The 12,800-nt window shown below is 62.2% G+C and carries 8 protein-coding genes; 4 read left to right on the top strand and 4 right to left on the bottom strand.

Going from position 1 to position 12,800, the window contains the following annotated elements; translation table 11 throughout:
* Positions 1-861, top strand: coding sequence for a carbohydrate ABC transporter permease (locus tag NO877_RS17140; protein WP_256397580.1), 861 nt, complete (start codon positions 1-3; stop codon positions 859-861).
* A gap of 168 nt (positions 862-1,029) precedes the next feature.
* Here the strand turns inward: NO877_RS17140 and NO877_RS17135 are convergent, their stop codons facing one another.
* Genes NO877_RS17135 through NO877_RS17125 form a run of 3 tightly spaced genes read right to left on the bottom strand, consistent with a single transcriptional unit; the run spans position 1,030 to position 5,538 of the window.
* Positions 1,030-1,995, bottom strand: coding sequence for a C-terminal binding protein (locus NO877_RS17135; RefSeq protein WP_256397579.1), 966 nt, complete (start codon positions 1,993-1,995; stop codon positions 1,030-1,032).
* Between the two features lie 9 nt (positions 1,996-2,004).
* Entirely contained in the window at positions 2,005-3,270 is a 1,266-nt protein-coding gene (locus NO877_RS17130; protein WP_256397578.1) for a mandelate racemase/muconate lactonizing enzyme family protein, read from the bottom strand.
* Between the two features lie 42 nt (positions 3,271-3,312).
* Entirely contained in the window at positions 3,313-5,538 is a 2,226-nt protein-coding gene (locus NO877_RS17125; RefSeq protein ID WP_256397577.1) for a glycoside hydrolase family 3 N-terminal domain-containing protein, read from the bottom strand.
* A gap of 154 nt (positions 5,539-5,692) precedes the next feature.
* On the opposite strand from NO877_RS17125, the gene NO877_RS17120 reads away from it, so the two are divergent.
* The 3 genes from NO877_RS17120 (at position 5,693) to NO877_RS17110 (ending at position 10,108) form a co-directional block, all read left to right on the top strand.
* Positions 5,693-8,053 carry a TIM-barrel domain-containing protein gene (locus NO877_RS17120; protein ID WP_256397576.1) on the top strand — a complete coding sequence of 787 codons (2,361 nt, stop codon included), beginning with the start codon at positions 5,693-5,695 and terminating at the stop codon, positions 8,051-8,053.
* Between the two features lie 67 nt (positions 8,054-8,120).
* Complete coding sequence (locus tag NO877_RS17115) at positions 8,121-9,248, top strand: ABC transporter ATP-binding protein (protein WP_256397575.1); 1,128 nt, start codon at positions 8,121-8,123, stop codon at positions 9,246-9,248.
* An 80-nt stretch (positions 9,249-9,328) separates the two neighbouring features.
* Positions 9,329-10,108 carry an IclR family transcriptional regulator gene (locus NO877_RS17110; RefSeq protein ID WP_256397574.1) on the top strand — a complete coding sequence of 260 codons (780 nt, stop codon included), beginning with the start codon at positions 9,329-9,331 and terminating at the stop codon, positions 10,106-10,108.
* A gap of 673 nt (positions 10,109-10,781) precedes the next feature.
* Here the strand turns inward: NO877_RS17110 and NO877_RS17105 are convergent.
* A complete protein-coding gene (locus tag NO877_RS17105) occupies positions 10,782-12,737 on the bottom strand; it encodes an archaea-specific SMC-related protein (protein ID WP_256397573.1) in 1,956 nt (651 codons plus the stop codon).
* Positions 12,738-12,800: the final 63 nt, after the last annotated feature.

The following is a 12,800-nucleotide window of genomic DNA, read 5'->3' as shown; positions in this document are numbered from 1 at the left end:
ATGAGCAACGATTCGGACGGCTTCGAAATAGAGCGGTTCCAGTGGGTCGGCAAGAAGGTCGGCTTCTACGGAAGCATCTTCATCATCGCCCTGATTTCGGTGTTCCCCATCCTCTGGATGCTGATCACGTCGCTCAAACAGCCGGGTAACGTCGTGGCGTTCCCCGTCGAGTACATCCCTCGCGATCCGACGCTCGAAAACTACCGTGCGGCGATCGAAGGAGCCCCGTTCTTCCGGTACATGCTCAATAGTGCGATCGTGGCCACCGGAACGGCTATCGTCGACGTCTTTTTGGGTGCGTTGGCTGGCTACGCGCTCTCTCGGCTCCGGTTCCGGTTCAAGCTCCCGGTGCTGCTGCTCATCCTCGGGACGGCGATGCTGCCGTTCATCGCCCGGCTGATCCCGCTTTTCAGCCTCGCCCGTTCGTGGGGCCTGTTGAACAGCTATCTGGGGCTGATCATCCCGTACGCCGCCTTCCAGCTACCCTTCGCGGTCTGGATCTTCCAGGCCTACTTCAAGGAGTTACCCGACTCCCTGGAGGAGGCAGGCCTGATGGACGGGCTCTCGCGGGTCGGCGTCCTGTTCCGCATCATCCTTCCGGTCTCGGCACCGGCGATGGCGACAGCGGCTATCATCGTCTTCATCTACGCCTGGAACGAGTTCCTCTTCGCGCTGACGTTCATGACCGAGGACTCGATGCGGACGATCACCGTCGGGATCGCCCTCTACCAGGGTGAGTTCCAGTACCCGTGGGGAACCATCTCCGCGGCCGTCTTCATGTCGGTGATTCCACTGATCCTGTTCATGCTGTTCTTCCAGCGGAAAGTCGTCGAAGGGCTGACTGCCACGGGTAAGGCCTGAATTCGCGCTGATCGTCGTCGTTCCTTTTTTCCCTGATTCAAGTACAAGCACCGGAGCTGTGAGCGGTCTATATTAAAAGTCGACCCAACAGCTGGCGGCTGGCTTCCCTGTGATCCGTAGACAGACGACTACACAACGGATGTCGAACGCCGACAAAAAGGGAGTCGACTACTCGTTGACGACGTTCGTCGGCTCGCCGCCTTCGAGGACGGTCCGCACGATCTCGGTGACGGTACGGCGGCGCTGATCGTTGGCCTCCTCGCTGTACCACGCGACGTGTGGGGTCGTCAGCACCTTGGGGTGGTCACGGAGCGGATCGTCGGCTGCGGGCGGTTCGTCGGGGAAGACGTCGAGGCCCGCACCGGCGATTTTGCCCGCATCGAGTGCCTCGGCGAGCGCCTCGCCGTCGACGATCGGGCCACGGGCGACGTTGACGAAGTACGCCCCCTCGTTCATCCGTTCGAAGGCTTCGGCGTCGAACAGCTCGCGGGTATCGGGCGTCAGTGGGGAGTGGACGGTCACGAAGTCCGAACGCGCCAGCAGCTCCTCGAAGTCGACGAGTTCGGCGGGGTCGTCGGCGACATCAGCCTCGGTGAGGAACGGGTCGCTGGCGACGACATCGGCACCCAGTGCAGCTGCGCGTTTGCCGACCGCCCGACCGATGGCACCGTAACCGACGACGCCGACCGTCCGGGTCGACAGCCGGTGGATCGGCGTCGCCACGTCGCGGTCCCAGCCACCGTCGGCGACATCCGCGTCGTAGCTTTTCAGGCCGCGAGACAGGGCGAGGTAGAGCGTCAGTGCGTGGACCGACACCTCCTCCAGACAGTAGTCCGGGACGTTCGTGACCGGGATTCCGCGTTCGGATGCGGCCTCCACGTCGATGTTGTCGACGCCGATCCCGTACCGGGAGATGACCCGGCAGTCCTCAAGCGCCTCAATGGCCGCCGCATCGAGGTCATACCGGAGGTTGATGACCGCGTCGGCGCGGGCGAGCGTCTCGTGGGCGTCGGCTGCTTCCGTTCCCACGTCGCTGGTCAGTTCGACGACGTCGGCGATCTCCGCCAGCCCGTCGCGTTCGATCGAGAGGTCCGTGAAATCGTGGTCAGTAACGACGACAGTGTACTCGGACATTGTAAGCGCTTAGATGATCAGGTCGTAGCCGTCGACGAGATACCGTTCACAGAGGTCTCGGTTGAGTTCGACGCCCAGTCCGGGGCCCTCGGGGACGTCGATGTAGCCGTCCTCCAGAATTGGGCCCGAACCCTCGACACGAGTGCACATCTCGTTCCACCACGGCACGTCCCGGGAGTGCCACTCCATACAGAGGAAGTTCGGGATCGCCGCCGAGACGTGTGCGCCAGCGACGGTCCCCAGCGGGCTGGAGATATTGTGTGAGGCGACCGGGACGCCGTAGAGGTCACAGATGGTGGCGATGTCGACGTACTCGCCGAGCCCGCCACACTTGTTGATATCCGGGGCGGCGATGTCCATCATCCCCTCGCGGGCGGCCGTGTTGAACTGGTTGGCCTTCACGAGGTTCTCGCCGGTCAGCACGGGCATATCCAGCGCCTCCGTGACGCGTTTCTGGGATTCGGTCTTCTCCGGCGGGACGGGGTCTTCGAGCCACGCGAGGTCGAACCGTTCGAGCTTCTTGCCGAGCCGGATCGCGGTCTCGGTGGTGAAGTTCCAGTGGAGGTCCATTCCGAGGTCGATGTCGTAGCCGATCTCGTCGCGGACGGCTTCGACGAGGCTGACCTTGTGTTCGAGCGCCTCGTTGTCCATCCGGCGGTTGGCCTCGTCGTAGCTCGCGTGGGTCGGTACGTCGAGATCGAACTTCAGTGCCTCGAACCCTTCGTCGACGACCTCGCGGGCCGCACGCGCATACCCCTCGGGCGTGTAGACGTCCTTGGGGTCGTGATCGCGGGCCTCACCCAGCGACTCGCCGCCGTGGGTGTCACAGTAGATCTTGATCTCGTCGCGGTACTTCCCACCGAGCAGTTCGTACACCGGTACGTCGAACAGTTTGCCTTTGATATCGTAACAGGCGGTCTCGATGGCGGTGAATGCCGCCTGCCCGATGCGGCCACAGCCCGTATACCGCTGTTCGAGCAGCTCGCGGATGCGGTCGGTATCCAGCGGGTTCTCGCCTTCGAGGTCGACGTCCATCCGGCCAGCCATATCGAGGGCCGCCTCGGCACGGAACGTCTCGCCGAGCCCGTAGACGCCGGCATCGGTTTCGACCTTCACGATACCCCACGTGAAGTTGCCCGCGATGGCCATCGTCTTGATGTCGGTAATCTTCACGTCCCGTTCGGGGGGTCGGTGTGTCTCCTCCATCCCCATGTCACGCCATGGAACGCCGCCACCCTGTGGGATTCGGTAATCAGGTTGATTGTCCTGTGTCATCGTCTGTCCAGACGGAGAATGCCGGGTTAAAGATTATGGTGATTAGCTGAACGTAACGGTCGACGACGCGATCGGCGGTCGACGCTCCGGCGAAGAGGACCCACCGGTCAGCTCGACCGTCTGGCGCGCACGGAAATCGGCCGATGAGCGCCCGACTGCGAGGTCGATCGCGCCCGGCTCGACGACCAGGTTCCCGGCCGAATCGTGGGTTGCAACCGTCCCCGTCGACAGGTCGAACCCTACAGTCGCCCGTTCGCCAGCCGCCAGTTCGAGCCGCTGGAACCCGACGAGCTCACGGACGGGCCGAACGGTGCGGCCACCGCGATGCTGTGCGTAGAGCTGGACGACCTCCGTTCCCGGCCTGGTGTCGACGTTCTCGACCGGAACCGAGGCCGTCAGCGAACCATCGGTCAAAAGTTGGGACGGCGAGACCGACAGCTCACCGTAGCTGAACGCGGCGTAGCTCTCGCCGTGGCCGAACGGGAACAGCGGCTCGGCGTCGGTAAACACGTACTCGCCATCCGAGACCGGCGGGTGGCGATAGTCGACCGGGAGCTGCCCGACGGTCTGGGGAAGCGAGACCGGGAGGCGGCCGCCGGGGTCCGTCCCCAACAACACGTCGGCGATCCCGGCCCCGCCTGCCTGTCCCGGAAGCCACGCGGCCACCGTCGCGTTGGCGGTCTCGACCACCTCGGGGATCGCCAGCGGTCGACCGCTGACGAGCACGACCGCGACGGACGTCCCGGTCGCGGCAACGCGGCGGACGAGCTCTGCCTGTCGGCCGGGGAGGCTCAGTTCGGCGCGGTCGAGTGCTTCCCCGGCCGTCCCCGAGGAGTCGCGTTCGACATCGATACCGGACTGCCCGCCGACGCAGGCGACGACGACGTCGGCCTCGCGGGCTACCGCGACGGCCGCGTCGAGATCGTCGTCCGGACCGGCACGGATGCCACAGCCGCGGGCGTATCGGAGTTCGTCGACGCGCTCCCGAAGGGCCGCCCGTGGGGTCCGGATGTCGACGCCCCCGTCGGCGTTCTCCGCGCCCGCATACGAATAGTTTCCCAGCAGGTTCCGCGGCGCGTCCGCGTTCGGCCCGACGACGGCCACCGTCGTGTCGGCCGACAGCGGCAACAGGCCGTCGTTGTCGAGGATGACCTGCGAGCGGCGTGCGGCCCTGCGAGCGAGCGACGCGACTTCGGGGGCCTCGAAGGCCTCGGCCACCGTTTCGGGATGGGGATCGGGGTCGTCGAACAGGCCCGCGCGCCGTTTCTGTCGGAGGTGTCGGCCGACCGCGCGGTCGACCACCGACTCTTCGACCAGTCCGTCACGGACGGCGTCGACGAGCCGGTCGCCGAAACACTCGCGTTCGGGGAGTTCGACGTCGACCCCGGCGGTCAGTGCCTCGACGCCAGCAGCCTGTCGGTCCGGGGCGATCCGGTAGTCGTCGGCCAGCATCTCGATACCGCGGCCGTCCGAGACCACGGTGCCGATAAATCCCCACTCCTCGCGCAGCAGCCGGGTGAGCAGCCGTTCGTTCGCGTGGCACGGGACGCCGTCGACGGTGTTGTATGCGGCCATCACCGACGGCGCTCCGGCCTCGATGCCGGCGCGGAAGGGGACGAGATCGGCATCACGCATCTCCTGGAGGGAGCTGGTGGGACGCGCCCGGTTCCGTCCACCTGCGGGCCGACCGTGACCGACGAAGTGTTTCAGCGTCGCGTCGACGCCGCTGTCGGCCAGCCCCGAGACGACGTGGTCGGTCATCGTCGCCGCCAGTGCGGGGTCCTCGCCGAAGGTCTCCTCGATTCGCCCCCAGCGTGGCTCGACGCCGAGATCACACACCGGCGAGAGGGTCAGCTGACAGCCGACCGCGCGCAGCTGATCGCCGACCGCGCTGGCTACAGCCGCTACGAGATCGGGGTCCCAACTGCTCGCCATCCCGATCGCCTGTGGGACCGTCACGCCGCGTCGACCGGCGTATCCACAGAGACTCTCCTCTCTGACGAACGCGGGAATCCCCTCGGGCGTCTCCGAGCGGAGAAACGACTGCAGGTTCGCGATCTCGGTAGCGAGTTGGCGCGGTGGGAGGCCGCTCTCCCGGCCGACACGCGTCACCCGGCCGATGCCGTGGGGGATCGTTTCGCGGGCACGGGCGGGATCGAACGAGCCGTCGTCCAACACCGAGCCGATGCGGATCGTGCCGAGCTGTGCGACTTTCGCTTCGAGCGTCATCCGGTCGACGAGCGCGTCGATACTGTGGGATGTAGTCATGGTCGGAGTCGGTGATAGCTTCCGGTTGGACGACAACCGATAAAAATCCGTGGACGACCACCACCGTGTGCAGTCGAGTCTATGAACGATTGATAAATATTCGAGGGGATGACGGGGTAGTTTTAATAGTGATAGACTACCCCACCCAAGTAGGATGACGAGCGAACGCATTACAGTCGCCGCAGTGACAGAGTACGCCGTCGAAGGCGATTCGATCCACTTCGACTGCGAAATAGCAGCTCCCGAGACCGTCACCCAACGGACGATCCCAGTGACGCTGACCGTCTACGACCCGCGTACCTTCCGGTTCGAACTGCAGGCGAACCCGGAAGTCCCGACCGACAGCGAGTATCCGCCGTTGGACACCGACGCCGTCGCCTCCGACATCGACCTCGAAGTGACCGAGGCCGATGGGGTGCTCACCGTCGACACCGGGCGGCTCGAGATCGCGATCGGCCTCAACGAGTGGTCGTTCGCGGTTCGGGACGCCGAAACGGGTGCGACAGTGTTCGAGGAACAGCGGGCCGACCCCGACGTGTTCGGTCGACAGCGCGTCGACGCGCTGGGGTTCACACAGGAGGAGATCAACCACAATCCCCGACGTGTGGCCGAGACGGGGACCTCCTTCCGGCTCTCGCCCGACGAGAAGATCTACGGCGCAGGCGAGCAGTTCGTGGATTTCGACCGTCGTGGCCGCGAACTCGACCTCTGGCACGAGGAGCCGCTGGGCACCGAGACCGAACGCGCCTACAAGAACATCCCGTTCCACCTCTCGACGAACGGCTACGGGCTCTTGCTCGATACCACCGCCCGCGTTCACTACGACTTCGGGAAGTCCTCGACGGCCTCGGGAACAATGTCGGTCGCGGACGACAAGTTCGCCTTCGTCTTCTTTTACGGCCCGTCGTTCCGAGAGATCATCCAGCGCTACACCGCGATCACGGGCCGTCCCTCGCGGCCGCCGAAATGGTCGTTCGGAACGTGGATGTCCCGGCTGGGCTACGAATCCCGTGAGGAACTGGAGGCGGTCGCCGACCGCCTGCGGGCCGAGGAGATCCCCAGCGACGTTCTCCATCTCGACCCGTTCTGGATGCGTGCGAACAAGTCGACAGATCTGGAGTGGGACACCGAGCAGTTCCCCGACCCCGAAGGGATGATATCGGAACTCCGTGAGGAGGATTTCCGGCTCTCGTTGTGGGAACACCCCCACGTCCCGGTCGGCACCGACGCCTTCGCCGAGGGGTCGGCGGAGGGCTACTTCGTCACCGACGGAACCGGCAGCCCCTACGTAATGGACCACACCTGTCAGGGCGACTACCGTGGAGCGCTCGTCGACTTCACCGATCCCGACGCCGTCGAGTGGTGGAAAGACAAACACCGTCGACTGCTCGAACAGGGCGTGGCCGTCTTCAAAACCGACTACGGGGAGTACGTTCCGGAGGACGCCGTCTTCGCCAACGGCAAGAGCGGAAAAGTGATGCATAACCTCTATCCGTACCTCTACAACGAGGCGGTTTACGAGACCGTCGAGGAGGTAAACGGGCCGGAGGAGGCCGTCGTCTGGGGGCGTGCGGCGTGGACCGGCAGCCAGGCGTTCCCGATGCACTGGGGCGGCGACCCACAGACGAGCTGGAACGGGATGAGTGCAGCACTCCGTGGCGGCCTCTCGGCGTCGCTTTCGGGAATCGCCTTCTGGAGCCATGATATCGGGGGATTCCGCGGCACACCGTCGGACGCGGTGTACACCCGGTGGGCACAGTTCGGGCTGCTGTCCTCGAACAGTCGCTGTCACGGAACGACGCCACGCGAGCCGTGGGAGTTCGGCGAGGACGCCCTCGACATCTTCCGGGAGTACGCTCGCCTGCGCTACCGGCTGCTGCCGTATGTCTACACCTACGCCGAGGTGGCCGCGCGGACCGGTCTCCCGGTCGTCCGACCGCTCGTGCTCGAATATCAGGACGATCCCAGTGTCCACCGGCTGGACACCCAGTTCCTGCTGGGCGAGGACATGCTGGTCGCGCCGGTGTTCACCGAGCGTGGCACGCGGTCGGTGTACCTTCCTGAGGGCCAGTGGCGGGAGTTCCGAACCGACGAGTACTATCCAGGGAACCAAACCGTCGACATCGACGTCGGGCTCGACGAGATGCCGATTTTCGTCCGCGCTGGCAGCGTGATTCCGCAGCGCGAGCCGACCCAGTCGGTCGAGCCGGGAACGCCCGAACGGCTCGAACTGGACGTGCTACTGGCCGACGGTGAGGCGGAAGGCCGGTTCTATGACGCCGATGCTGACGAATTGGAGAACATCTCCGTCGAACTGACGGACGGGACGGTCTTGATCGATCTCGACGGCGCGAGCCCGGACCGCATCCGGCTCGACATCCGTGACGGCAGCACGGACGACGACAGCGAGCCGGACGACGTCGTCGTCGACGGCGAATCGCTCGAACGGGTCGACGCCGACCCAGCCGTCGCCGAGTGGACGATGACCACAACCGGTCTAACGGTCACCGTCTGAGTCAGTATCGAGGGGTGGTTTTATTAGTCGAGATAGTAAACGTACGTATAACCAACATTGGTGAACAATGGGACGCCTACAACTAAACGACCTGACAAAAGTGTTCGAATTGAGCGAAGGACAGATCGTCGCAGTCGACGAGCTAAACATCGACATCAAGGACGGCGAGTTCCTCGTCTTGGTCGGCCCTTCGGGCTGTGGGAAGTCGACGACCCTACGGTGTATCGCGGGGCTCGAACAGACGACCTCCGGGCAGATACGGCTGGATGACCGGGATATCACGCACAACAAGCCGAAAGAGCGGGATATGGCGATGGTGTTCCAGAACTACGCCCTCTACCCGCACATGACCGTCCGGAAAAACATCGGCTATGGACTGAAGATCACGACCGATCTCTCGAAAGACGAGATCAACCAGCGTGTCGAAGAAACCGCCGAACTGCTCGAAATAGAGGAGCTGCTCGAAAAGGAGCCGGGCGACCTCTCCGGCGGGCAGCAACAGCGGGTCGCCCTCGGGCGCGCGATCATCCGCGAGCCGGAGGTATTCCTGATGGACGAACCGCTGTCGAACCTCGATGCGAAGCTCCGGACGACGATGCGGACGGAGATCCAACAACTCCAGCAGGACATGGGGATCTCGACGATTTACGTCACCCACGATCAGACAGAAGCGATGACGATGGGCGATCGGATCGCTATCCTCGACGGCGGCGAACTACAGCAGATCGGCGAACCGCTGGAATGTTATCACCGTCCGGTCAACAAATTCGTCGCCGGATTCATCGGTTCCCCGTCGATGAACTTCCTCTCGGTTCGCCGAGAAGGATCGATGCTCGACCACGAAGCGTTCGACTACCCGATCGACAACAACACTAAAGCGGCCATCGCCGACGCCAGTCGGGAGTTAACGATGGGTATCCGCCCCGAACACATCACGCTCGTCGACCGCGACGAAGACGATGCCATCCCGACGACGATCAAAGTCACTGAACCGATGGGCGAGATAACGCACGTCTACTTCGAGTTGGGTGAGGAAACATACACCGCCAGCGTCGACGGCGAACGCCACGTCAAGGCTGGCCAGGAAGTCGGCGTCATCTTCCCCGAGGAGAAGATCCACATCTTCGATGACAAAACCGGAGACGCCATCAAAAACAGTAAGATCGACGAGACGACCAACGCCATTACGGTCTGAACTGGACGACCCACGTCGTCACTGTTATTCCCGTTTGGTTCTCGCGAACAATTAAGTACCTCTCTGCGCAAGCAGGGTGTATGAACGACACACCGACCGAGGCCCCATCCGGCCGCCGTGTGCAGGCCGTCCAGATATCCTGTAACATACTCGAGGCGGTCCGGGAAATGGATGGGGCGGGTGTCTCGGAACTCGCCGACCGGTTGGATCGCTCGAAGGCAACCATTCACAGCCACCTCGCGACCCTCGTCGACAACGAACTCATCGTCAAACACGACGACAGCTACGAGATCAGCCTCCGATTCGTCGACATCGGGGAGTACGCCAAAAACCGGATTGACATCTACGAGGTGGCCAAAGACGAGGTCGATCGCCTCGCCGAGGAGACCGGAGAAGTCGCCCAGTTCATGGTCGAGGAACACGGTCGAGGAGTATACCTCCACAAGGCATCCGGGGAAAACGCCATCCAGACGGCGTCCTACACCGGGAACCGGAAGGATCTCCACTGTACGGCCCTCGGGAAGTCGATCCTCTCCCAGCTCCCGGACGATCGGGTCGACGAGATAATCGACCGCCACGGGCTTCCACAACGGACCGAAAATACCGTTTCGAGCCGTGAGGAGCTGTTCGATGTGCTCGAAACGATCCGCGAGCGGGGCGTCGCATTTGACGACGAAGAGATCCTCAAAGGGTTGCGCTGTATCGCTGCCCCCATCCAGCATCCGACCGGTGACATCCATGGTGCGATCAGTATCTCGGGCCCCACCAGCCGGTTCAAAGGCGACCGGTTCCACGAGGAACTCCCCGAGGTCGTCAAAGGTGCCGCCAACGTCATCGAGGTCAACGCGACACAGGTCTAACCGTTCAGCTCTTGCGAACGGTGTTCGGTGCTGGTGTGCAGCTATGTCGGCGGATTTCGGAACCTGCAGAGTTTCTCAATGGGATCACCAGCAAAAAGGACACCACACTGCGTTTGCGAGATACAAATGTCAGATACTTACCCCATACCAGTCCGGTACTTGTCCTATACCAGTCCGGTACTTGCCCCATACCAGTCCGTCGACCAGTCAAAACCACTGATAAGCTGTGATAGTACCGGTAGTTGGACCGCCAGTTCCCCCACAATGTGCCACAACCTCAGTTTGAACGGGGGCAAGACGGTGTTTCGGAGCCGAATGCGAATAGGTTCGTGAGTCGCAAACGCGGATAGAACGTTCCGATCGATCCCGATACGATAGCCATCCAGTCTTTTCCCAGTATCGCGTCGACGACGCAACCGGTCAACAGTCGAAACGAGCTGAAAGCGGATAGAACGACGGCTATCTCTCTGGTTTGTGATCGATCTGACGGAGACGAACGCAATCTGGACCGATCAGAACGTCAGCCGAGGTCGAACCATCCAATACGAACAGAATCACAGTTTGACGAACAGGTCACACAGCATTGAATGACGTTTGCAATGGCCAAACAGGTCGGAGGGAATAGAGATGTAGGCAGCCAGTATTCGGGTCGGGAGACTCCAATCGGTCAGTATTAAATGGACTCGATTCGGGGATAGCTGCCTTCTAGGGCCCGTGCATCCTCCTCCAGCAATGCGACGACTAGATAGTCGGAATAGCTGTCGAGGTAGTCGACGAGCCGTGCGATACGATCGGAGTCGATCGCCTCGATGGAGTCAAGCAGCATGAACGGAACGTGGTCGTGTACGTCGTGGACCAGATAGCCAGCCAACGCGAACACGAGGCCGGTCAGTTCCCGTTCGCTCTCGCTGAGGTGATCGACGACATCTTCGTACACCGTTCCCGAGTCGGTACTGCGGACCACGTGCAGCTCAAACTGGTCTTTGGTTACTTTCCGTCGACCCTCCCGAACCTCCGTTTCGGTGCGTTCGATCCAGATGCGTTCGAGGTTCTCGTACCCGAGTCGATCCAAGAGCGCATCCATGTGTGAGTTGAACTCCTCGACTGCCTCGATCTGCAGGTCTTCGATCCTCGTCCGGAGCGCCCCGAGTTCGTCGGTGATCCGGTCGCGCTGTCGTTCGAGGCGTTCGCGGTCGGCGAGTTCCGATTCGGCCTCGTCGATTTCGGCTTCGATGGCTTCGAGATCGGACCGGAGCTGTTCGATCTCAACTTCGATCCGGCTCGTCTCCTTTTGCAGATCGAGTATCTCGCTCTGTTCGATATCTTCGAGCGCTTCAACCTCCGATTCGAGGCTCTCGATCCTCGTTTCGAGTTCCGCTCGTTGTGCTTTGAGATCGTCCAGAGTGTCGGTGCGGTCGTCGATTTCGGCTTCGACGTCTGCGAGTTTCCGCTGGATGCGCTCGTGGGCCTGTTGGGTCCGCGTGAGCGAGGATTTCTCCTCCTGGAGATCGTCGACGCGGCCCTGGAGGGTCTTTCGCTGGTCCATCTTGTCGTTGCGTATCGTCCGGAGTTCGTCGAGCGTGGATTCGATCTGCGTCGTCTCGACGGTACTCCCGCAGGTCCAGCAGGTGACATCGGTCGAATCATTCACCAACTGGTCGGTGATATCGCCCTCCGTCGATCCATCGGTTCCGTCCAACTGCTGGAGAAACGGCGTTTGGCCCTCGTCGAGGAACTCGTCGTTGAACTGAATCACCGACTGGAGATCACTGACAATCGAATCGATCTGTTGCATCTGTCCGCGGAGGCGCTGGACCTCCTGTTCGATCTCCGAGATCCGATTGTCGGGCACCGAGTCGTAGCTATCTACCTCCTCGGCCAACTCTTCGCGGTCGGTTCGGAGACCCTCAATACTCTCCTGTTCGGACGTGATCCGCTTTTCAACCCGCTGGCGCTCCTGACGCGCTTGACGCAACGAGTCGATCTTCGACTCGTACTCGTTTTGTTCCTCTCGGGTTTCATCGACAGTCGTGTCCAACGACTCGATTCGGTCAGTTTTTTCGGCCAGCTCCGCCTTCTTCTCCTCGATCTCGTCTTCGAGTTGGCGCTGGTCTGCCTCCAGCTTCGGGAGCTGCTCTTCGAGCGAATCGAGGCGCTGCAACTGCGTGTCGATCTCGTCGCGTTCCGACTGGAGGGACTCGATCTCCTGTTCGATCTCTACGGTGTCGACGGGCCGCATGAGTATCTCGCGGAGGTCGTCTCCCCTTGCGACAGCTTGACGTGCCTCGTTGTCTTCGAGCAGGAAGGCGAACAGATCGGCGAGGACGGGATCATCGAGATACGGCGTCCCATCGAAGGACACCACGCCGTTTCGTCTCGTGATCGTCCGCGTATACTTATCCTCTCCCATCGTGAGCGTGACCTCCCCGTGATCGGCATCCGCCTTGAGCGATGTCTTTTCGCTCCCACAGACCGCCATAAGGCCTTTGAGAAACGACGTTCGGTTGGTCGCGTTCTTCCCAGTGAGAACGTTCACCCCGGAGTGCAATGTCAACGAGGAGTGATCGATTCCACCGATGTTCGAAATCTCTACCTGAGCAGTTAGTTGATCGTCGTGTAATTGGGTCATCTATAGCTGATCTTGTATGAGCTCACTAAAAGGTTGGTTACTGATCGCGTTCTATGACAGATA

The sequence above is a fragment of the Halohasta litorea genome (assembly GCF_024494645.1).
In the GTDB taxonomy this organism is placed as follows: Archaea; Halobacteriota; Halobacteria; order Halobacteriales; family Haloferacaceae; genus Halohasta; species Halohasta litorea.
The sequence above is the reverse complement of the archived record's forward strand: the minus strand, read 5'-3'. Positions and strand labels throughout refer to the sequence as shown.

Bases quoted from the DNA above. Each gene is read 5' to 3' on its own strand.
- NO877_RS17130 (WP_256397578.1), bottom strand. From the start codon at position 3,270: ATGACACAGGACAATCAACCTGATTACCGAATCCCACAGGGTGGCGGC.
- NO877_RS17140 (WP_256397580.1), top strand. From the start codon at position 1: ATGAGCAACGATTCGGACGGCTTCGAAATAGAGCGGTTCCAGTGGGTC.
- NO877_RS17115 (WP_256397575.1), top strand. From the start codon at position 8,121: ATGGGACGCCTACAACTAAACGACCTGACAAAAGTGTTCGAATTGAGC.
- NO877_RS17110 (WP_256397574.1), top strand. From the start codon at position 9,329: ATGAACGACACACCGACCGAGGCCCCATCCGGCCGCCGTGTGCAGGCC.
- NO877_RS17105 (WP_256397573.1), bottom strand. From the start codon at position 12,737: ATGACCCAATTACACGACGATCAACTAACTGCTCAGGTAGAGATTTCG.
- NO877_RS17120 (WP_256397576.1), top strand. From the start codon at position 5,693: ATGACGAGCGAACGCATTACAGTCGCCGCAGTGACAGAGTACGCCGTC.
- NO877_RS17125 (WP_256397577.1), bottom strand. From the start codon at position 5,538: ATGACTACATCCCACAGTATCGACGCGCTCGTCGACCGGATGACGCTC.
- NO877_RS17135 (WP_256397579.1), bottom strand. From the start codon at position 1,995: ATGTCCGAGTACACTGTCGTCGTTACTGACCACGATTTCACGGACCTC.